Below are 21,030 nucleotides of genomic sequence, written 5' to 3'. Positions count from 1 at the left end.
TCCGGTCGATACGACATCCGCGCAGCTCGGGCGGCGTGGCGAACGAAAGTCAGTTCGCCGGCTGCTTCTCCCGCAGCTCCTTGATCTTGGCCTTCTTGCCGCGCAGCTCACGCAGGTAGTAGAGCTTGGCGCGACGCACGTCACCGCGGGTCACGACCTCGATCCGGTCGATGCCGGGGCCGTTGAGCGGGTAGGTCCGCTCGACGCCGACGCCGAAGCTGACCTTGCGGACCGAGAAGGTCTCGCGCAGACCGTCACCCTGGCGGCGGATGACGACGCCCTGGAAGATCTGGACCCGGGACCGGTTGCCCTCGACGACTCGCGCGTGCACCTTGACGGTGTCACCGGCACGGAAGTCGGGCAGGTCGGTACGCTTCGACTGGGCGTCAAGGGCGTCCAGGATGTTCATCGCTGCGTCCTCGTGAGGCTCACGGCGCATCGTCAGTCGATGCGCGAACGGGTGATTCTGACCCCCGGGTGGTGACCGGCGAGGCCGGCCCCGGTCGAGGGTCCTCGCAACCACCCACGGCGTGGACGGATGCGGCAACCCCTCTACTTTGCCACATGCTCCGGTGGCGAGGAAAATCCGCCCCGGTCCAGCGCCGCCCGGTCCCGCTTGTCGAGCGTCTCCGGGGGCAGCGCGCCGATCATGTCGGGGCGGCGCTGCGCCGTGCGCAGCAGCGACTCGTCGCGCCGCCAGCGGTCGATCCGGGCGTGGTCGCCGGAGCGCAGCACCTCGGGCACGTCCAGCCCGCGCCAGCTCGCCGGCTTCGTGTAGAGCGGGGCCTCCAGCAGGCCGTGCGCGTGCGACTCCTCGTCCAGCGAGCCGGCGTTGCCGAGCACACCGGGCAGCAGCCGGGTGACCGCCTCCAGGATCACCAGCACGGCCACCTCGCCGCCGAAGAGCACGTAGTCGCCGAGGGAGACCTCGGTCACCGGCATCCGGGTCGCGGCGTGGTCCAGCACCCGCTGGTCGATGCCCTCGTACCGGCCGCAGGCGAACAGCAGGTGCGACTCGGCGGCCAGCTCGTGCGCAAGGGCCTGGGTGAACGGGACGCCCGCGGGCGACGGCACGAGCAGCCGGGGCAGCGTGTGCCCGTCCGGGCTCAGCTCGTCCGGCGCCAGCGCGTCCAGCGCCTCGCCCCACGGCTCCGGCCGCATGACCATGCCGGGACCGCCGCCGTAGGGCGTGTCGTCGACGGTGCGGTGCACGTCGTGGGTCCAGGTCCGCAGATCGTGTACGGCCAGCCGCAGCGTGCCGTTCGCGCGGGCCTTGCCGATCAGCGACAGGTCCAGCGGGGCGAAGTACTCGGGGAAGATCGACACGATGTCGACGCGCATGCGGTGGGCTCCAGCTAGAGGTCGAGCAGGCCACCGGGCAGGTCGACGACGACGCGACCGCCGGCCAGATCCACCTCGGGCACTATCGCCTTGACGAACGGGACCAGCGCGGTACGCCCCTCGGGCCGCCGCAACACCAGCATGTCGGACGCGGGCGCGTGGTCGATGCGGGCCACCTCGCCCACGTGCTCCCCGTCCCGGGTGACCACGGCGAGGCCGACCAGCTGGTGGTCGTGGAACTCCTCCGGGTCCTCCGGCGGGGCCACGTCGGCGCTGTCCACGCCGAGCAGCGTGTTGCGCAGCGCCTCGGCGACGTCGCGCCCCAGCACGCCCTCGAACACGACGAGCAGGCGGCCCTGATGCCAGCGGGCCGACTCGACGGTGAGCGTCGGCGGCACCCGCCAGGCGCCGGGCTCCGACGGGGTCACCCCCGGCTCGGTGGTCAACACCGAACCGGGGGCGAACCGTGCTTCGGGCTCATCGGTGCGCACTTCCACGGTGACCTCACCGCGGATGCCGTGCGGCTTGCCGATCCGGCCGACGACGAGAAGCATCAGTACGAGTCGACGATGTCGACGCGTACCCCACGCCCGCCGATGGAGCCGATCACCTGGCGCAGCGCCTTGGCGGTCCGGCCGGACCGCCCGATCACCGTGCCGAGGTCCTCGGGGTGCACGCGGACTTCGAGGCGCTTGCCCCGACGGGAGTCGACCATGCGCACCCGGACGTCGTCCGGGTGGTCGACGATGCCCTTGACCAGGTGCTCCAGGGCGGGACGCAGTGCCATGTCAGGCCTGCTCGCCGGACTCGGCACTGGCCTGCTCCTCGGCCTTGGGGGCCTCGGCCTTCGGCTCCTCCGCCTTGGCGGCGGCCTTCTTGGCCGGCTTGGCCGGGGTGTCCGCCACGCCGGCGGCGGCCTTCGCCTCGGCCTCGTACGCCGCCTTGCGGTCGGCCCGCTCGGGGGCGACCTTCAGCGGCGGCGGCGCGGGCAGGCCCTTGAACTTCTGCCAGTCACCGGTCAGCTCCAGCAGGCGCTGCACGGCCTCGCTCGGCTGGGCGCCGACCGAGAGCCAGTACTGGACCCGCTCCGACTTGACCTCGATCACCGAAGGGTCTTCCTTCGGCTGGTACACACCGACGAACTCGATCGCGCGACCGTCACGCTTGGTACGCGAGTCGGCGATGACGATACGGTACTGCGGGTTGCGGATCTTGCCCATCCGCAGGAGCCGGATCTTTACGGCCACAGTTGTTTCGCTCCTGTTGCGATCTCACCGGCCCGTACGGGCGGTGTGGCGGGTGAGCGCCGACCGGCACAGTGGGGTTTGGGCCGGAGACTGCTCGGTGAACTGGCGACGCGCCCGGGTTAGAGGGCGCCGGACGCGCGCCGGATACCAGCGACCCATTCTGCCAGATCCGGCCCCGAACACTCACACCGGACCCGGGCACCACGCCCGGGGCGGGCCGGGTCGTGACGGAGGACACCGGTTCAGCGCACCGGCGGGCGGTCCCACCCGGGCGGAAATTCGTTCGGTACGTCCCATTCCGCGGGTGGGGTGAAGTCGCACCAGGTGCCGTCGAACGGGAACTCCCCCGCCTCGGCGATCCGGATCACCCGCTCGCCCTCGGCGCGTACCGCCTTCTCGTCGGTCACCCAGTAGTGCTCCGGGAACGCCAGCCGCTCGGCGAACTCGTCCTCGTCCTTCCACTCCCAGCTCAGGTCCGGGTGGACCACGACGTCGAGGTCCTGGTCGATCATGTCGACGCCGGCCACCGCGCTGTCGTCCCAGCGGACGCCGGGCTCCTCCAGGTTCACGTACCAGTTCTGGAAGCGGCCGTCGGCGTCACGGAACCACCAGACCGAGTGGGCCGCGCCGGTGGGCAGGAACTTCAGCACCGGCGGGCCGTTCCACCGCCCCCGGGAGAGCCGGTAGGACGACGTCACCCACTCGGCGAACGGCACGGCGCGCATGCCCAGGCCGGCCGCTGTCACCTCGTACGCGACGGGCGTGCCCCGGGGCACCCAGAGCAGCAGCCCGCGCTCGTCGTCGGAGACCACGCGGGCCGACCGGACCCAGCCGATCCGGCCGTGCCGGACGTTCCGGTGCATGATCAGCCGCCCCGGCTCGAACCGCACACTCACCCCCGCCGTCGTGTTAACAAGGGCCCCCGCCTATGCAGAATGCGTTAAGAGGGGGCCCTTCCTTACACCTCAGTACGCGCGGGCGAGGATCGCCACCAGGTCGGGCTCGTCCTCCGAGTCCGGCACCGAGCCGTCGGCGCGCACCAGGCAGCGGACCGTCACGCCCTGGCCGTTCGCCTCGGCCTCACCCTCGACGCCGACCGCCGACCACGGCACCCGCGCCCAGCCGGTGGCGGACGCCTCGATCGCCTCGGCCAGCGTCGACACCTCGACGGTGCGGGACCGGCGGAACTCCAGCGCCTGGTCGTGCAGCGCCCGTTGGTCGGCCTCCAGCGCGGCCACCACCGCGCCGACCAAGTCGGCGACCGGCGTCGGGGCCTTCGAGCCGTCCGTACGCCGGACCACGACCGCGTTGCCGGCGGCCAGGTCACGCGGGCCGACCTCGACGCGGACCGGGTAGCCGCGCAGCTCGGCGTCGACGGCGCGGCGGCCGAACGCGGTGTCGGTGCGGTCGTCCAGCGCCACCCGCACCCCGGCGTCACGCAGCGCGTCGTGGAGCTTCCGGGCCGCCTCGGCAGGGCCGCCCGGGCCCTCGCCGTCCTTGACGACCATCACGTACGCCTGGACCGGCGCCAGCTTCGGCGGCACCCGCAGCCCGTTGTCGTCGCCGTGGCACATGATCAGGCCGCCGAGCATCCGGGTGGACGTGCCCCAGGAGGTCGTCCACGCGTGTTCCCGGCCACCCTCGGCCGAGGAGTAGCTGATGTCGAACGCCTTGGCGAAGTTCTGGCCCAGCTCGTGGCTGGTGCCCAGCTGCAGCGCCTTGCCGTCGCCCATCATGCCCTCGCACGTGTACGTGGCGGTGGCGCCGGCGAAGCGCTCCCGGGCGGTCTTCAGGCCGACCACCACCGGGATGCCGAGCACGTTGACCATCAGGTCCTCGTACGCCTCGTGCAGGATCCGCCGCGCGTAGGCGCGCGCGTCCTCGCGGGTGGCGTGCGCGGTGTGCCCCTCCTGCCAGAGGAACTCGCTGGTACGCAGGAAGATCCGCGGGCGCAGCTCCCACCGGACCACGTTGGCCCACTGGTTGAGCAGCAGCGGCAGGTCGCGGTACGAGTCGATCCACTTGGCCATGAACTCGCCGATGACCGTCTCGCTCGTGGGGCGCACCACCACCGGCTCGGCGAGCTGCTTGCCGCCACCGTGCGTGACCACCGCCAGCTCCGGCGAGAAGCCCTCGACGTGCTCGGCCTCCCGCTTGAGGTAGCTCTCCGGGATGAACAGCGGGAAGTACGCGTTCTCCGCGCCCGCCGCCTTGATCCGGGCGTCCATCTCGGCCTGCATCCGCTCCCAGATGGCGTAGCCGGCCGGTCGGATCACCATGGTCCCCCGGACCGGGCCGTTGTCGGCCAGCTTCGCCTTGGCGATCAGGTCCTGGTACCAGCGGGGAAAGTCCTCCGCACGGGGAGTGAGCACGCGTGCCATGACCGCACATCCTATGCGTCCCGTGACGGGCCGGCGCAGCCGGGCGCGCCCCCCACTACCATCTGCCGTCATGCTCCTCCCCACCCCCGACCCGGCGCCGGTCCTGGCCCCGCTCGCCGCCCGCTGGGTGGCCTGGGTGGCCGCCCACCGCCAGCCGGTCAACCCGCTCAAGGACACCACCGGCCGGCACGGCGGGCGTCACCAGCCCGACGACGTGTGGTTCCTCGCGGGCACGCAGGGCGGCGGGGTCGCCCGGCGTTGCGTGGTGCCGGCGGGCCGCCCCCTGTTCTTCCCGGCGATCTGCTGCTGGCGGGTCGGCCGCCGGGACGACCCGGTCCCGCCGATGCCCCATGCCGAAGGGCACGCCGAGCTGGACGGGGTCGCGGTGCCGGTGCACCCGGCGGGCTCACCCGCCTCGTTCCCGGTGCGGGGGTTCTTCAACAACGTCGTCACCGCGTGGCCGTGGCCGGTACACGTCTCCTGCTGGGGCCTGTGGGGCCTGGTGCCGCCGCCCGCGCCGGGGACGCACCACCTGACCTTCGGCGGCCACGACGGCGGGCCGTTCCGGGTCGAGGCGGAGTACGAACTCGTGGTGCGCTGAGCGGCGACCGTAGACTTCGATCATCATGCCTAAGCCGAGGAACGTCACGCCGGTGCGTGGCACGATCGTCGACGCCGCACGGTCGCTGACCGTCACGACGGGTTGGGCCGGGGTCCGGATGGGTGCGGTCGCGAGCGCGGCCGGGGTGAGCCGGCAGACGGTCTACAACGAGTTCGGCACCAAGGCGGGCCTGGGCGAGGCGCTGGCCCGGCACGAGGTGGACCGGTTCGTCGGCCAGGTCCGGTCCGCGCTGGACGAGCACGACTCCGACGTGCGTGCGGCCGCGTACGCGGCGATCCACCGCACCCTCGCCTCGGCCGCCGAGAACCCGCTGGTGAGGGCGGTCCTGACCAGCACGCCGGGCGGCTCGGAGGAGCTGTTGCCCTATCTGACCACCCGGTCCGAGCTGGTGCTCGCCGAGGCCGCGAGGGCGCTGCTGGAGTGGACCGGTGAACGCCTGCCCGACGCCGACCCGGCGGCCCTGGCGTTCGCGGCGGACAGCGTCGTACGCCTGGTGGTGAGCCACATCGTGCTGCCCGGCGGCCCGGTCGACGAGACCGCCGACCGGCTGGCCGGCCTGGCGGTCCGCCTGTTCCTGACGGCGGCCACGACCCGCTAGGCCGGCCGACGGCGGCAATCGGCCAGCGGACGGCCGGCCCGTCAGCGGACGACGCGGCCGCGCAGCACGATCCGGCTGGGTGCCCGGACCACGCGCAGGTCGCGGCGCGGATCCTCGGGGTAGACCACCAGGTCGGCGAGGCCGCCCTCGACCAGCCCGGGGAAGCCGAGCCACTCCCGGGCCCGCCAGGAGGCGGCGGCGAGCACGTCCGGGGCGGACATGCCGGCCTGCTCGTGCAGCAGCATCATCTCCTCGGCCGCGAGCCCGTGGTCGATGCCGCCGCCCGCGTCGGTCCCGACGTAGATCGGCACGCCCGCCTCGTGCGCGGCGCGCACCACCTCGGGGAAGCGGTCGCGTAGCGCGAGCATGTGGTCGGCGTACCCGGGGAACTTGGGCCGGGCCTGCTCCGCGATGTGACCGAACGTCCGAATGTTGATCATCGTGGGGACCAGCGCGGTGCCCTGCCGGGCCATCAGGTCGATCAGGTCGAGGCTCAGCCCGGTGCCGTGCTCCACCGAGTCCACCCCGGCCCGCACCATGATCTCCACGGCCGACTCGGAGAACGTGTGCACCGCCGCGCGTACCCCGGCGGCGTGTGCGGCGGCGACCGCCGCGGTCATGGTGTCGGCGTCCCAGGCCGGCGCCAGGTCGCCCACTCCCCTGTCGATCCAGTCGCCGACCAGCTTGACCCAGCCGTTGCCGGCCGCGGCCTGCGCGGCCACCGCCGCGGCGACCTCCGCCGCGCCGACCTCCACGCCGATGTCGCGCAGGTAGCGCTTCGGCGGGGCGACGTGGCGGCCCGCGCGGGCCAGTCGCGGCAGGTCCGGCTCGTCCTCCAGTTCGGGGTACGGGTACGGCGACCCGGCGTCCCGGATCGCCAGCACGCCCGCGTCCCGGTCGGTCCGGGCCAGCTCTCGCGCCTGGTCGAGGGAGGTGATCGGGCTGCCGCCGCGGGCGATGCCGATGTGGCAGTGCGCGTCGGTCAGGCCGGGCAGCACGAAGCCGCCGTCGGCCACCGTCTCGGCGCCGGGCACCGGTTCGAATGTGACCCGGTCGCCGACCAGCCAGACCTCCCGGACCTCGTCGTCGGGAAGGAACACACCGCGCACGTGCAGAGCAGCCATGTGCACAGTCCTACCCGATCAGTCCTCCTCGCCGGCGAGCAGGTCGTCGCGGCGCGCGGTCAGCGCCGGCAGGTCGACCGAGACCTTCCAGGGCCGCTCGGTGACGAACAGGTCCTCGGCCTGACTGACCTGCTTGTACTCGCGATTGGCGCCGAGCACGTACTCGGTCAGCGTGATCTTCTCCTTGACCGGGTCGAGCACCCAGTAGGAGCGGACACCGGCGTGCGCGTAGACCCTGGCCTTGTCGTACATGTCGCGGAAGGTGGAGGTCGGCGAGATGACCTCGACGGCGAGCACAGCGTCCTCGACCGGCAACGGGCTCCGGTTGGCGTTACCCCGCACGACCGCGACGACGTCCGGCCGAGGCTCGTTACGGCGGTCGACCCGCATCGACAGATCGATCCCGACCTGGTACTCCTTCGGGCAGTTCACGCGGAGCGCGAGCAGCAACTCGACGCACATGTCCTGGTGCAGCAGAGTGGGCGACGGCACGATCAACCTTCCGTTGATCAGTTCGTACGGAAGGTCCTTGGGCAGCTCGCCCAGGTCGTCGACCGTCCACTCGTGCCGCTCCGGCAGGATCGGGGCCGCGGTCATTGACATCTCCTTCCAGGGGGCGGCATCACTTTAAGAGACAGCGATGTCGCCCACCGTCACCGACACGCTAGCGAGGGCCCTTGTCGCCGCCCTTGCCCAGCTTGTTGAAGTCGATCTTCGGGAGCTTGAAGCCCGGCGGCAGGCCCTGCCCACCGGCCAGGTCGCCCGGGTCCAGGCCCGGCGGCAGCTGCGGCATCCCGCCCGGGAAGCCGCCCGGCATCCCGGCGCCGGTACGCGGCCGTCCGCCGCCCTTGGTGCCCTTACGCTTGTTCTTCGGCGACTTGGTCGCCTTGCGCCGGCCACCGCCGGGCAGGCCCATCATGCCGCCCATCTGCTTCATCATCTTCTGCGCGTCGGTGAAGCGGTTGAGCAGCTGGTTGACGTCCATGACGGTGACGCCGGAGCCGTTCGCGATCCGGGCCCGGCGGGAGCCGTTGATGATCTTCGGGTTGGTGCGCTCGGCCGGGGTCATCGACCTGATGATCGCGGTGACCCGGTCGAAGTGCTTGTCGTCCAGCTCGGCGAGCTGGTCCTTCATCTGCCCCATGCCCGGCATCATGGCCAGCACGTTGGCGATCGGGCCCATCCGCCGGACCGCGATGAGCTGATCGAGGAAGTCCTCCAGCGTGAAGGTCTCCCCGCCCATCAGCTTGGCGGTCATCTTCTCCTTCTGATCGGAGTCGAAGGCCGCCTCGGCCTGCTCGATCAGGGTGAGGACGTCGCCCATGCCGAGGATCCGGCTGGCCATCCGGTCCGGGTGGAAGACGTCGAAGTCCTCCAGCTTCTCGCCGGTGGAGGCGAAGAGGATCGGCTGGCCGGTCACCTCGCGGACGGAGAGCGCGGCGCCACCGCGGGCGTCGCCGTCGAGCTTGGACAGCACCACGCCGGTGATGCCGACGCCGTCGCGGAACGCCTCGGCGGTGCGCACCGCGTCCTGGCCGACCATCGCGTCGATGACGAAGATGACCTCGTCGGGCTGGACCGCGTCGCGGATGTTCGCGGCCTGCTGCATCATCTCGGTGTCGATACCGAGCCGGCCGGCGGTGTCGACGATGACGATGTCCCGGGCGGCGCGGCGGGCGTGCTCGATCGAGTCGCGGGCCACCTGCACCGGGTCACCGACGCCGTTGCCGGGCGCCGGGGCGTACACCTCGACCCCGGCCCGGCCACCGAGCACCTGGAGCTGCCCGACGGCGTTGGGACGCTGGAGGTCGGCGGCGACGAGCAGCGGCTGGTGGCCCTGGCCCTTGAGCCAGCGGGCCAGCTTGCCGGCGAGCGTGGTCTTACCGGAACCCTGGAGGCCGGCCAGCATGATCACGGTCGGCGGGTGCTTGGCGAACTGGAGCCGCCGTCCCTCGCCGCCGAGGACCTTGATCAGCTCCTCGTTGACGATCTTGACGATCTGCTGAGCCGGGTTGAGCGCCTGGGAGACCTCGGCGCCGCGCGCCCGCTCCTTGACGTTCGCGATGAAGCCCTTGACCACCGGCAGGGCGACGTCGGCCTCCAGCAACGCCATCCGGATCTCGCGCGCGGTGGCGTCGATGTCGGCGTCGGTGAGCCGGCCCTTGCCGCGTAGCTTGGTGAAGATCCCGGACAGGCGGTCACTCAAGGTGTCAAACACGCGAACATCCCGTTTGTCGTTTTCGGCGGGCACATGCTGCCGGGCCGGTGGTCCAGCCCACCGTTAGGGTAGCCCGCCGCCCGCACCCCCGCTCCGGCCCGGCCGTCCACGGGCCCGCACCGCTCGTCGGCGGGGTGTTAACAGGGGCCCCTTCCTCTACCGGAGGCGTTAACAGGGGGCCCTTCCTTACACGGAGCCCAGCACGGCGGCCTCGATCCGCGCCCGTTCCTCGTCCGGGGGCCAGCCGCCGACCAGGTAGAACGCGTCCACCACGTCGCCGCCGAGCGTCGAGATCCGGGCCGCCCGCACCTGGGCGCCGGCCTCGTCCAGCGCGCAGGTCACCCGGTACAGCAGCCCGGCCGCGTCGGCGGCCCGCAACTCCAGCAGGACCGCGTCGGTGGCCGCCTCCCGGTGCCACACCACCCGGGGTGCGGCGCCCTGGCTGCGGGCGGCCAGCGCCCGGCCACGCAGCCGCTGGATGACCGAGACGTCGCCGCCGACCGCGCGGCGCAGGTCGGCGCTGAGCGCGATCGGGTCCGGGGCCAGCCCGTAGCGCGGCTGCACCCGGCACTCGACAAGGGCCCGGCCGTCGACTGTGGCGGCGTCCGCGGAGATCACCTCCAGGCGGTGCAGCGCCAGGCACCCGGCCACCGTCGCGAGCAGCCCGCGCCGATCGGCGGCGGCGACCGACACCCGATCCTCCCGCAGGTGTACGACAGGCAGCGGCCCGGCCACGAGCACCGGGTCCGGGGCCGGCGGGGCGGGCACCACGCCGGTGTCCAGCGTGGTCCGCACCCGGCTCACCAACTCGGCGATCAGCCGGCCCTTCCAGCCGGACCAGGCGGCCGGGCCGGTGGCGGCGGCGTCGGCGCGAACCAGGGCGTGCAGCAGTTCCAGCGTGCCGGTGTCACCGACGCGCTCGGCGACCCCGGCGACGGTCTTCGGGTCGGACAGGTCGCGCCGGGTCGCCACGTCGGGCAGCAGCAGGTGCAGCCGGACCAGCGTCCCGATGAGCGCCGCCTCGTCCGGCGGCAGCCCGATCCGGGTGGCGACCGCCTCGGCCAGCGGCGCACCGACCACGGAGTGGTCGCCTTCCAGCCCCTTGCCGATGTCGTGCAGGAACGCGCCGAGCAGCAGCAGGTCGGGGCGTTCCACGTCGCGGGTGTGCCGGCTGGCCTCGTACGCGGTCTGCACCAGGTGCCGGTCGAGCGTGAACCGGTGCACCGGGTTGTGCTGGGGCAGGCTGCGCATCCGGGTCCACTCGGGCAGCCAGCGGTCGATCAGCCCGTACCTGTCGCAGGTCTCCCAGGCGGGCACCAGGCCGGGACCGGCGCCGAGCAGGGTGATCAGCGCGGCGCGGGCCGCGGGCGGCCAGGGCGCGGGCAGCGGCGGGCAGTACGCGGCCAGCCACTCGCAGGTGGCGCGCGCGATCGGCAGCCGGGTGGTGGCGGCAGCGGCGGCCACGCGCAGCGACAGGCTCGGGTCGGGGCGGGCGCCGATGGCGGTGCGGGCGAGCACCAGTTCCCCGTCCTGCTCCACCACGTCCCGGGCGACCGGGCGGCGCAGCGGACGGCCGGGGGCGGCGCGGTGCCGGCCGGAGCGGAGCCGGTCGGCGGCCCGCCAGGCGTCGTCGAGGGCGTGGCTGACCGTGCGGGCGTCACCGGCGACCAGCCGCAGCAGCGCGTCGCCGTCCTCGGCGCCGAGCAGCCGCGCCACGCCGTCGCGTTCCTGGGCGACCAGGCGGTCACCCCGGCGGCCCACCTGCTGGTGCAGCGCGTCGCGGGTGTCGAGCAGCCGCCGGTGTGCCGCGTACACGGCCGGGCGGAGCGCGTCGGTGACCCCGGCGGTGGCGATGGCGCGCAGGATGCCCACGTCGCGCAGCCCGCCGGCCGCCTCCTTGAGGTCGCCTTCGAGCAGGAACGCCAGTTCGCCGTGCGTCTCCCAGCGCGCGGCGGTGATCTCGCGAAGGCCGGGGAGCTGGCGGATCGCGGTCCGCCGCCAGTGGTCGGCGGCGGTGCGGGCGAGCTGGTCGGTGAGCGCCGGGTCGCCCGCCATGTGCCGCGCGTCGAGCAGTCCGAGGGCGACTTTGACGTCGTCCTGGGCCACCGACAGCGCCTCGGCGACGGTACGCACCGAGTGGTCCAACCGCAGCCCGGCGTCCCAGATCGGGTACCACAGGGACGCGGCCAGCTCGTCGATGCCGGGCACCCCGGCGTGCAGCAGCACCAGGTCGAGGTCGCCGTAGGGGGCGCACTGGCGGCGGCCCAGCCCGCCCACCGCGACGAGCGCCACCCCGTCCCGGTCCGGGAAGGCCCGGCGCAGCCAGGCGTCGAGCGCGTCGGCCCGCGCGGTCCGGGCCGCCGCGCCGATGCCCGCGGGAACGCCGGCGACCTCGTTGACCACCGCCGGCCCCCCGGAGGGGCCGGTGGCGGTGGTCAACGAGGTCACGTCGGCGGATCCGGCGCTCAGAGGGCGTCGAGCCCGCGCTCGCCGGTACGCACCCGGACGACCTCCTCGACGCCGGTCACCCAGACCTTGCCGTCGCCGATCTTGCCGGTCCGTGCGGCGCCGACGATCGCGTCCACGATCTTGTCGACGTCCATCTCGTCGGTGAGCACCTCGACCCGGATCTTGGGCAGGAACTCGACCGTGTACTCGGCACCCCGGTAGACCTCGGTGTGCCCCTTCTGCCGGCCGTAGCCCTGGACCTCGCTGACGGTCAGCCCGGCCACGCCGAGCGCGTGCAGGGCCTCCTTCACCGCGTCCAGCTGGTACGGCTTGATGACCGCGGTCACCAGCTTCATGTCCAACCCCTCCATCCCAGGAACGTTAACCGGCGACCTTCTCGCTTACCGGCGCGGACTCGTCGGCCTCGACGGCGGGCTCCGAAGCCGGCTTGCCGGCGCCGATCCCGGCCATCGCGAACGCGCCACCGCTGCTGCCCGTGGTGGGCGACAGGTCGTAGCCGCTCTCGGCGTGCTCGGCGATGTCGATGCCGTCGACCTCGGCCTCGGCGGAGACCCGGAAGCCGATCGTCTTGTCGATCACGAAGCCCAGGACGAAGGCGACCACGAAGGAGTAGACGGTCACGATCAGCGCGCTGATCGCCTGCTTGCCGAGCAGCGTGGCGTCGCCGCCGACGAACAGGCCGTCGGTCTCCACCAGCGAGCTGACCGACGCGGTGCCGAACAGGCCGATCCAGAGGCAGCCGATCCAGCCGCCGACGAAGTGCACGCCGACCACGTCGAGCGAGTCGTCGTAGCCGAGGCGGTACTTCAGGCCGACCGCGAGGGCGCAGACCGCGCCGGCCACCACACCCAGCAGCACCGCTGCGGCCGGGGTGATGAACGCACAGGCCGGGGTGATGGCGACCAGACCGGCGATGGCGCCGGAGGAGGCACCGACCAGGGTCGGCCTGCCGTCGCGCACCCACTCCACCACGATCCAGCCGAGCAGCGCCGCGGCGGTGGCGACCTGGGTGTTGATGAACGCCAGCGCGGTGACCCCGTCGGCGGTCAGCTCGGAGCCGGCGTTGAAGCCGAACCAGCCGAACCACAGCAGCGCGGCGCCGAGGGCGACCATCGGGACGTTGTGCGGCTTCATGCTCTCGCGCGGCCAGCCGACCCGCTTGCCGAGCACCAGCACCAGCGCGAGGGCCGCGGCACCGGCGTTGATGTGCACGGCGGTACCACCGGCGAAGTCGAGCGCGCCGATGTCGCCGCCGATCAGCCCGCCGCCCCAGACCATGTGGGCGACCGGGAAGTAGACCAGGGTGGCCCAGCCGAACGCGAACAGCAGCCAGCCGGCGAACTTCGCCCGGTCGGACAGCGCGCCGCTGATCAGCGCCACGGTGATGATCGCGAACATCATCTGGAAGGCGATGAAGACGTAGATCGGGATGCCCGTCTCGCCCCACAGGTCGTTCTCGCCGACGAAGGTCTTGGTGCCCAGGTACTGACCCAGGTCACCCCAGAACTTGCCGCCCTCGCCGAAGGCGACGGTGAAGCCGTAGAAAAGCCACAGGATGCTGACGAGCCCGATGGACGAGAAGCTCATCATCATCATGTTCAGAACGCCCTTGGACCGGTTCAGGCCGCCGTAGAACAGCGCGAGACCGGGGGTCATGAGCAGCACGAGGGCAGTCGAGACAAGCAACCAGGCAGTGTTCCCGGTGTCGATCTCCACGCTGCCTCCTCTCGTTGTCGTATTCCTCCCTCCGACTGAAGACCTGGCAGCATCGCCCGTCAGCCGGTTGCGCGGAAGCTTTGTCGCCGGCTGTTTCCTTCAGCGACACCGCGCGATTTCCGACGCGTGACGGGTTGTTTCCGGCGTGTGAAGAACGCCGATCTTGCTCAGCGGAGCGCGGCCTCCAGCTGGTGCCGCTCGTAGTCGAGCAGCCGCAGGTCGCGCATGGGACGACGCAGGTGACCCTTGTGGACGATCCGGACGAACGCCGGCTCACCGGCCGCGGCCATCCGCCGGATGCCCTCGACGTGGTCGACGATGCGCTTGCGGATGGTCCGGATGAGGCGGTGCCGGTCGCGCGGGATCAGCCCGTACGCGTCGGCGAACAGCCGCAGCCGGCGCGCCCGGTCCGGGTGCTTCCAGCCGAGCGTTATCGAGTCGCGGTCGGAGAAGATCGGCACCCAGGTCCAGGCCGCGTACGCCACGTCGTAGATGCGGGCACCCGGCGAGGCGAGGTCGAAGTCGATCAGACCCAGCGTGCCGTCCGGCCGCCAGATCACGTTGTGCGGCGCGGCGTCGTGATGGCAGATGACCTCGGTGTCCGGCGGGGGCGGCCCGAACGAGCGCCAGACCGCGCCGGGCGGCGGGGTGAAGCCGTATTGCGCGTCGTGGAACATCCGCAGCATGGTGGCCACCGTGACCAGGGCCTCGTCGGTCACCCAGTGCGGGGCCAGCGGGTACTCCCCGCACTCCCCCTCCAGGTACGACAGGACCTCCCGGTTGCGCTCGTCCATGCCGAGCGCCCGGGGAGCGCCGGTGAAGCCGACGTACTCCAGGTGGCGCAGCAGCGCGTGCACGGAGGGCGTCCACGGGCCGGCGTTGCGCCGGACCGTGTCTCCCACACGGACCACGGTGCTCACGTTCCCGCCGTGCAGCGGGATCTCCTGCGAAGTCACGTACGGTCTCCCGAGGCGTGGCGACGGGTGGCTGGGGTCGCGCCACCCCGCGTAGGCGCGATCGTCAGTCGTCACGGGAGAGGCTACGCGTCCCGGGCGAGCGGCTCGGTGCCGAGCAGCGCGTCGACGAACTGTGCCGGGTCGAACGGGGCGAGGTCGTCCTTGCCCTCGCCGAGGCCGACGAGCTTGACCGGGATGCCGAGCTTGCGCTGCACGGCGATCACGATGCCGCCCTTCGCCGTGCCGTCGAGCTTGGTCAGCACCACGCCGGTGACGTTCACCGCCTCGGTGAAGACCCGCGCCTGCTCCAGCCCGTTCTGGCCGGTGGTGGCGTCGAGGATCAGCAGTGTCTCGTCGATCGGGCCGTGCTTCTCCACCACCCGCTTGACCTTGCCCAGCTCGTCCATCAGGCCGACCTTGTTCTGCAGCCGGCCGGCGGTGTCGATGAGCACCGTGTCCACGCCGGTGTCGATGCCGCGCTTGACCGCGTCGAACGCGACGCTCGCCGGGTCGGCGGCCTCGGGCCCGCGGACCGTCTCGGCGCCCACCCGGCCGCCCCAGGTCTCCAGCTGGTCGGCGGCGGCGGCCCGGAACGTGTCGGCCGCGCCGAGCAGCACGCTGCGGCCGTCCGCGACGAGCACCCGCGCGATCTTGCCGCAGGTGGTGGTCTTGCCGGCGCCGTTGACGCCGACCACGAGCACCACCGCCGGGACGCCCTCCTTCGGCGCGGTGCGCAGCGAGCGGTCCAGCGTCGGGTCGAGCGCGTTCACCAGCTCGGCGGCGAGCAGCGCCCGCAGTTCGTCACCGGTACGGGTGCCGAGCACCCGGGTCCGCTCGCGCAGCCGGTCGACGATCTCCCGGGTGGCGTCGATGCCGACGTCGGCGGTGATCAGGCTGTCCTCGATCTCCTCCCAGGTGTCCTCGTCCAGCCGGTCGCGGCTGAGCAGGCCGAGCAGGCCCTTGCCGAAGACGTTCTGCGAGCGGGACAGCCGCGACCGCAGCCGGACCAGCCGGCCGGCGGTCGGCTCCGGCACCTCGACCGGGGGCGCCTCGACCGGAGGGGCGGGCGGCGCCTCGACCACCACGCCGGTGGTGAGTTCCGCCTCCGGGGCCTCGACCGGCGGGCCGGCCAGGTCCTCCTCCGTCCGGGTGTCGACCTCCGTGCGCGGCAGCGGCGGCTGCGGGCGCCGGCGCAGCCGGGGCACCACGAGGCTCAGGCCGCCGATGATCAGCACGCCGAGCAGGGCGAGAGCGACGAGGAGGTATTCCGTCATGCCCGAAATCCTGTCAGATGGCGGCGACGGCGTCCCACTCACCGCCTCGGCACGCGAACAACCTGCGGGTACGCTCGCACCGGAAGGCGTACCGCAACCGCCGGCCGGGTAGGGAACAGCCGAAACGATCTTGTCGGAGGTGGATGTCGTGCCCGGTTCCCGCCTGCTCATCGGCCCGTTGCTGCGCCGGGTCGTCGACACGCGGGCGACCGTCTGGGTGGAGACCAGCTCGCCCGCCGTGGTCACCGTCCGCACGGCCGACGGCGCCACCGGCAGCGCGCCCACCTTCTCCGCGTACGACCACCACTACGCGATCGTCGTGGTGACCGGGCTCACCCCGGACAGCGCCACGACGTACGAGGTGCTGATCGACGACGAGGTGGCGTGGCCGCTGCCGGACTCGTCGTTCCCGCCCAGCGTGATCCGGACCCGCGCGCTCGACGACGCCGACCAGCCGGTGCGCCTGCTGTTCGGCTCCTGCCGGGAGACCACCCAGCACTCCACCGCGCGCAAGCTGCCGCCGGACGCGCTGGACGCGTACGCCCGGCGGGTGATGGCCGCGCCCGAGCAGGCCGTGCTGCCCGACCTGCTGGTGCTGCTCGGCGACCAGGTGTACGCGGACGAGACCTCGCCCACCGTGCGGCGGCTGCTCAAGCGGCGCCGGAAGCGGCCGAAGGACGCCCCGGCGACGCAGGTGGTCAGCTTCGACGAGTACACGAAGCTCTATCTGGAGTCGTGGCGCGACCCGGAGATCCGCTGGCTGCTCTCCACCGTGCCGAGCGTGATGATCTTCGACGACCACGAGGTGATCGACGACTGGAACACCTCGCAGTCGTGGCGCGCGGACATGCGCGAGCAGCCGTGGTGGGCCGAGCGGATCCGCAGCGGCCTCGCCTCCTACTGGGTCTACCAGCACCTGGGCAACCTGAGCCCGGACGAGATCGCCGCCGACCCGGTGTACGCGAAGGTGATCGCCGCCGAGGACGCCACCGGTGTGCTGCACGAGTTCGGCGAGCGGGTCGACAAGGAGGCCGACCTGGCGCACGACACCGAGCGCTGGCGGGCCGTGCAGTACCAGTGGAGCTACGCGCTGGACCTGGGCCGCACCCGCCTGGTCATGCTGGACAACCGGTCCAGCCGGGTGCTGCTGCCCGGCAGCCGGGCGATGCTGCCGCCGGGCGAGTGGTCGTGGTTCCTCGACCAGGCGCACGGCGAGTACGACCATCTGGTGGTGGGCAGCTCGCTGCCGTGGCTGCTGCCGCCGGGTATCCACCACGTCGAGGCGTGGAACGAGCGCCTGGCCGACTCCAGCCGGCAGTGGGTGGCCCGGCTCTCCGAGCAGATCCGCCGGGCCCTGGACCTGGAGCACTGGGCGGCGTTCCGGCGCTCGTTCGAGGCGCTGGGCGAGCTGTTCGCGCGGCTGGGCAGCGGCACCGCGCCGCGCACCGGGGCGCGGGTGGGCGCCGGGCCGGCGTACGCGCGACCGGCGTCGATCAGCGTGCTCTCCGGCGACGTGCACCACTCGTACGTGGCGCGGGCCCGCTTCGCCGACCGCGACGTCCGCACGCCCGTGCACCAGCTCACCTGTTCGCCGATCCACAACCAGGTGCCCGCCGGCATGCGACCGCTGATGACGCTGGGCTGGAATCCGGGGCCGGCCGGGGCAACCCGGGCGCTGGCGCGTTCGGCCGGGGTACGCCGCCCGCCGGTGCGCTGGCGGAAGCTGGCCGGGCCCTATTTCGGCAACGCGGTGGCCACGCTGACCCACCAGGGGCGCAAGGCGGCCGTGGTGATCGAGGGCACGACCAGCGACGGCGAGCTGCGGCCGGTGGCGCACCAGCAACTCAGCGACGGGGACTGAGTACCCTCTGAGCGTGGACGAGACGCTGCGCGCCGTGGAGCACGAGTTGACCGCGTTGCTGCGCAGGGGCCGGGCGTTGTCCTGGGAGATCGCCCGCGAGGTCCACCCGAACCTGGAGCCCAACGCGTACGGCCTGCTGCTCTGGCTGCGCCGCTCCGGCTCGATCCGGCTCACCGACCTGGCCGCGAAGCTGGGCATCGGCAAGGGCACGCTCAGCCGCCAGATCGGCGGTCTGGAGGCGCTGGGCCTGGTCAGCCGCGACCCGGACCCGACCGACCGGCGGGCGGCCCAGCTCAGCCTGACCGACGAGGGCACCCGGCGGTTCGACGCGGCCCGGGCGGCCCGACTCGGACAGATACGACGTTCGCTGGAAAGCTGGCCGCAAGAGGACGTGGCGGCCTTCGCCCGGCTGATGCACCGCTTCAACGAGTCGTTCTAGCCCCCGGCGGGAGGGAACAATCCCGGCCCGGCCCTGGTTGTTGCTCAAGGCAACGACTTCGGTTGCCCGAGGCAACCTTCTCCCCCATACGGAGGCAACCCACGATGACCCAGGCGACCGCGCCCGTGCGGGCGACCGCCGTCGACATGTCCCACCGGCAGATCCTGGAGGCGCTCTCCGGCCTGCTGCTGGGCATGTTCGTCGCGATCCTCTCCTCCACCGTCGTCTCCAACGCGCTGCCACGGATCATCACCGACCTGCGCGGCGGCCAGTCCGCGTACACCTGGGTGGTCACCTCGACGCTGCTCGCGACCACCGCGACCACGCCCATCTGGGGCAAGCTGTCCGACCTGTTCAGCAAGAAGCTGCTGGTCCAGATCTCCCTGGTGGTGTTCGTGCTGGGCTCGGTGCTCGCCGGGCAGGCACAGACCACCGGCGAGCTGATCGCCTGCCGGGTGGTGCAGGGCGTCGGCGCGGGCGGCCTCACCGCCCTCGCCCAGGTGATCATGGCGACGATGATCGCCCCGCGCGAGCGCGGCCGGTACAGCGGCTACCTCGGCGCGGTGATGGCAGTCGGCACCATCGGCGGCCCGCTGATCGGCGGCGTGATCGTGGACACCTCCTGGCTCGGCTGGCGCTGGTGCTTCTACGTCGGCGTGCCGTTCGCCGTGCTCGCACTGATCGTGCTCCAGCGGACGCTGCGCCTGCCGGTAGTCAAGCGCGAGGTGAAGATCGACTGGTGGGGCGCCACGCTCATCACCGCAGCCGTCTCGCTGCTGCTGGTCTGGATCACCCTGGCCGGTGACCGGTACGACTGGATCTCCTGGACCAGCGGCGCGATGGTGGCCGGTGCGGCGGTGCTCGGCGTGCTCGCCGCCCGGGTCGAGACGCGTGCCGCGGAGCCGATGATCCCGCCGCACCTGTTCCGCAACCGCACCATCACGCTCGCCGTGATCGCCAGCATCGCGGTCGGCGTCGGCATGTTCGGCGCCTCGGTGTTCCTCGGGCAGTACTTCCAGATCAGCCGCGGCGCCAGCCCCACCATGTCCGGCCTGATGACGCTTCCCATGATCGGCGGCCTGCTGGTCTCCTCGACGGTGGTCGGCCGGATCATCACCGCCACCGGCCGCTGGAAGAGCTGGCTGGTCATCGGCTCGGTGCTGCTCACCGCCGGCTTCGCGCTGATGGGCACCATGCGCGCGGACACCCCGTACTGGCGTCTCGCCGTGTTCATGGCGCTGATCGGCCTCGGCGTCGGCATGAGCATGCAGAACCTGGTGCTCGCCGTGCAGAACACGGTCCGCCCGGACGAGCTGGGCGCCGCCAGCTCGGTGGTGGCGTTCTTCCGCAGCCTCGGCGGCGCGATCGGCGTGAGCGCGCTCGGCGCGGTGCTCGGACACCGGGTCACCGGCTACCTGGCCGACGGCCTGAGCCGCCTCGGCGTCCCGGCCTCCGGGTCCGGTGGCGGCGGGCTGCCGGACGTGCACACGCTCCCCGGCCCGGTCCGCACTGTGGTCGAGGCCGCGTACGGGCACGCCGCCGGTGACATCTTCCTGGCCGCCGCCCCGTTCGGGCTGCTCGCCCTGATCGCCGTGGTCCTCATCCGGGAGGTGCCGCTGCGCCGCAGCAACGCCGAGCCGGTCCCCGCCGTGCGGGAGACGGCCGAGGTCGTCCCGGCCGGAACGAAGGACTGACGATGGACGCCGCGGAACGCGAACGGTACGGCCCGCGGACCCGTCCGCTGCCCTACGAACGGGGTACGGACGGGCCACGGGTGGTGCTCGTCGGCGTGGACGGCAGCCGCACCTCGATGCGTGCCGCCGCGTACGCCGCCGGACTGGCCCGGCGGCAGGGCGCCACGCTCGTGGCGGTGTTCGTCAGCTCGCCGGCCACCTACAGCGCGATGCTCTCCGGCGTGGTGGCCGGGGCGGTCCAGCAGACCCACGACGAGCTGGCCGACGAGCTGCGCGCCGAGTGCCGACGCGGGGCCGAGGAACTGGACCTGCCGGTGACGTTCCTGTGCCGGCGCGGCGACGCCTACACCGAGCTGTGCCGGGCCGCCGACGAGCACCGGGCCGACATGGTGGTGGTCGGCTCGTCCGAGCAGGCCGGGCACAAGCTGGTCGGTTCGGTCGCCACCCGGCTGGTGCGTACCGGCCGCTGGCCCGTCATCGTGGTGCCCTGAGGGTGTAAGGAAGGGCCCCCCGTTAACGCCTCGCGTTGTACAGGGGGCCCCTCTTAACATCTGCGCCCATGACCTGGACCGTTCCTGAGATCGACCGCCGCCACGAGCCCTACGTCGCCGACGAGCGCACCATGCTCGAAGGCTGGCTCGACCACCATCGCGACACCCTGGTGCACAAGTGTGCCGGGCTGACCGCCGAGCAACTGCGTACCCGAAGCGTGGAGCCCTCCGGGCTGACGCTGCTCGGCCTCGTCCGGCACATGGCCGACGTGGAGCGCTGGTGGTTCCGCGTCCGCGCCACCGGCCAGGAGCTGCCCGACCTCTACGACTACGACGCCGACCCGGACGCGGACCTCAACCATGTCGCCGACGCCGACCCGGCCGAGGCGTTCGCCACGCTGCGCGCCGAGATCGAGGCGGCCCGGGCGGCAGTGGCCGGCCTGCCGCTGGAGCACACCTTCCACCACCGCCGGGGCGACGCCACGCACGAGATCAGCCTCCGCTGGGTGTACGTCCACATGATCGAGGAGTACGCCCGGCACAACGGCCACGCCGACCTGATCCGGGAACGCATCGACGGCGTCACCGGCGCCTGACCC

22 protein-coding genes are annotated in these 21,030 nt (G+C 72.5%); 7 read left to right on the top strand and 15 right to left on the bottom strand.

Annotated features, from left to right (window positions below; genetic code table 11):
• Window positions 1–49: 49 nt before the first annotated feature.
• The 7 genes from rplS to proS all read right to left on the bottom strand — a co-directional run bounded on the left by rplS (window position 50) and on the right by proS (window position 4,969).
• Complete coding sequence (gene rplS, locus AB0B20_RS01620) at window positions 50–409, bottom strand: 50S ribosomal protein L19 (RefSeq protein WP_013284591.1); 360 nt, start codon at window positions 407–409, stop codon at window positions 50–52.
• 143 nt (window positions 410–552) lie between these two features.
• Window positions 553–1,341, bottom strand: a complete 789-nt coding sequence (trmD, locus tag AB0B20_RS01615) for a tRNA (guanosine(37)-N1)-methyltransferase TrmD (RefSeq protein WP_357390559.1) — start codon at window positions 1,339–1,341, stop codon at window positions 553–555.
• A 14-nt stretch (window positions 1,342–1,355) separates the two neighbouring features.
• A complete protein-coding gene (gene rimM, locus AB0B20_RS01610; protein WP_357390557.1) occupies window positions 1,356–1,895 on the bottom strand; it encodes a ribosome maturation factor RimM in 540 nt (179 codons plus the stop codon).
• Window positions 1,895–2,155 carry an RNA-binding protein gene (locus AB0B20_RS01605; protein ID WP_030500803.1) on the bottom strand — a complete coding sequence of 87 codons (261 nt, stop codon included), beginning with the start codon at window positions 2,153–2,155 and terminating at the stop codon, window positions 1,895–1,897. Before AB0B20_RS01605 ends, rimM begins: the two co-directional genes overlap by 1 nt.
• Window positions 2,130–2,588 (bottom strand): 30S ribosomal protein S16, encoded by a 459-nt coding sequence (gene rpsP / locus AB0B20_RS01600; RefSeq protein WP_357390555.1) that lies wholly within the window; start codon window positions 2,586–2,588, stop codon window positions 2,130–2,132. The genes AB0B20_RS01605 and rpsP overlap by 26 nt, the downstream gene beginning before the upstream one ends.
• A gap of 242 nt (window positions 2,589–2,830) precedes the next feature.
• Window positions 2,831–3,478 carry a DUF402 domain-containing protein gene (locus tag AB0B20_RS01595; protein WP_357390576.1) on the bottom strand — a complete coding sequence of 216 codons (648 nt, stop codon included), beginning with the start codon at window positions 3,476–3,478 and terminating at the stop codon, window positions 2,831–2,833.
• 75 nt (window positions 3,479–3,553) lie between these two features.
• Window positions 3,554–4,969: a proline--tRNA ligase gene (proS, locus tag AB0B20_RS01590; protein ID WP_357390553.1), complete on the bottom strand. Its 1,416-nt coding sequence runs from the start codon at window positions 4,967–4,969 to the stop codon at window positions 3,554–3,556.
• Between the two features lie 70 nt (window positions 4,970–5,039).
• Between proS and AB0B20_RS01585 the strand changes: the two genes are divergently transcribed.
• Window positions 5,040–5,570 (top strand): hypothetical protein, encoded by a 531-nt coding sequence (locus tag AB0B20_RS01585; RefSeq protein ID WP_357390551.1) that lies wholly within the window; start codon window positions 5,040–5,042, stop codon window positions 5,568–5,570.
• A gap of 25 nt (window positions 5,571–5,595) precedes the next feature.
• Window positions 5,596–6,189 carry a TetR family transcriptional regulator gene (locus AB0B20_RS01580; RefSeq protein ID WP_357467281.1) on the top strand — a complete coding sequence of 198 codons (594 nt, stop codon included), beginning with the start codon at window positions 5,596–5,598 and terminating at the stop codon, window positions 6,187–6,189.
• 41 nt (window positions 6,190–6,230) lie between these two features.
• Here AB0B20_RS01580 and AB0B20_RS01575 read toward each other — a convergent pair whose 3' ends face one another.
• The 8 genes from AB0B20_RS01575 to ftsY form a co-directional block, all read right to left on the bottom strand.
• Entirely contained in the window at window positions 6,231–7,313 is a 1,083-nt protein-coding gene (locus AB0B20_RS01575; protein ID WP_357467277.1) for an amidohydrolase family protein, read from the bottom strand.
• An 18-nt stretch (window positions 7,314–7,331) separates the two neighbouring features.
• Window positions 7,332–7,910, bottom strand: a complete 579-nt coding sequence (locus tag AB0B20_RS01570; RefSeq protein ID WP_357390546.1) for a Uma2 family endonuclease — start codon at window positions 7,908–7,910, stop codon at window positions 7,332–7,334.
• A gap of 67 nt (window positions 7,911–7,977) precedes the next feature.
• Entirely contained in the window at window positions 7,978–9,531 is a 1,554-nt protein-coding gene (gene ffh / locus AB0B20_RS01565; RefSeq protein WP_357390544.1) for a signal recognition particle protein, read from the bottom strand.
• Window positions 9,532–9,717: 186 nt separating this feature from the next.
• Window positions 9,718–11,979: a [protein-PII] uridylyltransferase gene (locus AB0B20_RS01560; protein ID WP_357467272.1), complete on the bottom strand. Its 2,262-nt coding sequence runs from the start codon at window positions 11,977–11,979 to the stop codon at window positions 9,718–9,720.
• A 17-nt stretch (window positions 11,980–11,996) separates the two neighbouring features.
• Window positions 11,997–12,335, bottom strand: a complete 339-nt coding sequence (locus AB0B20_RS01555) for a P-II family nitrogen regulator (RefSeq protein ID WP_013284578.1) — start codon at window positions 12,333–12,335, stop codon at window positions 11,997–11,999.
• Window positions 12,336–12,360: 25 nt separating this feature from the next.
• A complete protein-coding gene (locus AB0B20_RS01550; protein WP_357390540.1) occupies window positions 12,361–13,716 on the bottom strand; it encodes an ammonium transporter in 1,356 nt (451 codons plus the stop codon).
• A gap of 167 nt (window positions 13,717–13,883) precedes the next feature.
• Window positions 13,884–14,747, bottom strand: coding sequence for an aminoglycoside phosphotransferase family protein (locus AB0B20_RS01545; protein WP_355015018.1), 864 nt, complete (start codon window positions 14,745–14,747; stop codon window positions 13,884–13,886).
• An 8-nt stretch (window positions 14,748–14,755) separates the two neighbouring features.
• Window positions 14,756–15,946, bottom strand: a complete 1,191-nt coding sequence (gene ftsY, locus AB0B20_RS01540; protein ID WP_357390537.1) for a signal recognition particle-docking protein FtsY — start codon at window positions 15,944–15,946, stop codon at window positions 14,756–14,758.
• Window positions 15,947–16,094: 148 nt separating this feature from the next.
• Between ftsY and AB0B20_RS01535 the strand changes: the two genes are divergently transcribed.
• The 5 genes from AB0B20_RS01535 to AB0B20_RS01515 all read left to right on the top strand — a co-directional run bounded on the left by AB0B20_RS01535 (window position 16,095) and on the right by AB0B20_RS01515 (window position 21,027).
• On the top strand, window positions 16,095–17,807 hold the full coding sequence (locus tag AB0B20_RS01535) for an alkaline phosphatase D family protein (RefSeq protein WP_357390535.1): 1,713 nt from the start codon (window positions 16,095–16,097) through the stop codon (window positions 17,805–17,807).
• A 13-nt stretch (window positions 17,808–17,820) separates the two neighbouring features.
• A complete protein-coding gene (locus AB0B20_RS01530) occupies window positions 17,821–18,246 on the top strand; it encodes a MarR family transcriptional regulator (protein ID WP_357467268.1) in 426 nt (141 codons plus the stop codon).
• 104 nt (window positions 18,247–18,350) lie between these two features.
• Window positions 18,351–19,940: an MDR family MFS transporter gene (locus AB0B20_RS01525; RefSeq protein WP_357467264.1), complete on the top strand. Its 1,590-nt coding sequence runs from the start codon at window positions 18,351–18,353 to the stop codon at window positions 19,938–19,940.
• A 2-nt stretch (window positions 19,941–19,942) separates the two neighbouring features.
• Window positions 19,943–20,431 carry a universal stress protein gene (locus tag AB0B20_RS01520; protein WP_357390529.1) on the top strand — a complete coding sequence of 163 codons (489 nt, stop codon included), beginning with the start codon at window positions 19,943–19,945 and terminating at the stop codon, window positions 20,429–20,431.
• Window positions 20,432–20,499: 68 nt separating this feature from the next.
• A complete protein-coding gene (locus tag AB0B20_RS01515; RefSeq protein WP_357390527.1) occupies window positions 20,500–21,027 on the top strand; it encodes a DinB family protein in 528 nt (175 codons plus the stop codon).
• Window positions 21,028–21,030: the final 3 nt, after the last annotated feature.

This window comes from Micromonospora sp. NPDC049151 (genome assembly GCF_040648395.1).
Taxonomy (GTDB): domain Bacteria; phylum Actinomycetota; class Actinomycetes; order Mycobacteriales; family Micromonosporaceae; genus Micromonospora.
This window is presented reverse-complemented; position numbering and strand designations above follow the sequence as displayed.

Coding starts and splice junctions, on each gene's coding strand:
- rplS (WP_013284591.1), bottom strand. CDS start 409: ATGAACATCCTGGACGCCCTTGACGCCCAGTCGAAGCGTACCGACCTG.
- trmD (WP_357390559.1), bottom strand. CDS start 1,341: ATGCGCGTCGACATCGTGTCGATCTTCCCCGAGTACTTCGCCCCGCTG.
- rimM (WP_357390557.1), bottom strand. CDS start 1,895: ATGCTTCTCGTCGTCGGCCGGATCGGCAAGCCGCACGGCATCCGCGGT.
- proS (WP_357390553.1), bottom strand. CDS start 4,969: ATGGCACGCGTGCTCACTCCCCGTGCGGAGGACTTTCCCCGCTGGTAC.
- AB0B20_RS01585 (WP_357390551.1), top strand. CDS start 5,040: ATGCTCCTCCCCACCCCCGACCCGGCGCCGGTCCTGGCCCCGCTCGCC.
- AB0B20_RS01580 (WP_357467281.1), top strand. CDS start 5,596: ATGCCTAAGCCGAGGAACGTCACGCCGGTGCGTGGCACGATCGTCGAC.
- AB0B20_RS01575 (WP_357467277.1), bottom strand. CDS start 7,313: ATGGCTGCTCTGCACGTGCGCGGTGTGTTCCTTCCCGACGACGAGGTC.
- AB0B20_RS01570 (WP_357390546.1), bottom strand. CDS start 7,910: ATGACCGCGGCCCCGATCCTGCCGGAGCGGCACGAGTGGACGGTCGAC.
- AB0B20_RS01555 (WP_013284578.1), bottom strand. CDS start 12,335: ATGAAGCTGGTGACCGCGGTCATCAAGCCGTACCAGCTGGACGCGGTG.
- ftsY (WP_357390537.1), bottom strand. CDS start 15,946: ATGACGGAATACCTCCTCGTCGCTCTCGCCCTGCTCGGCGTGCTGATC.
- AB0B20_RS01525 (WP_357467264.1), top strand. CDS start 18,351: ATGACCCAGGCGACCGCGCCCGTGCGGGCGACCGCCGTCGACATGTCC.
- AB0B20_RS01520 (WP_357390529.1), top strand. CDS start 19,943: ATGGACGCCGCGGAACGCGAACGGTACGGCCCGCGGACCCGTCCGCTG.
- AB0B20_RS01515 (WP_357390527.1), top strand. CDS start 20,500: ATGACCTGGACCGTTCCTGAGATCGACCGCCGCCACGAGCCCTACGTC.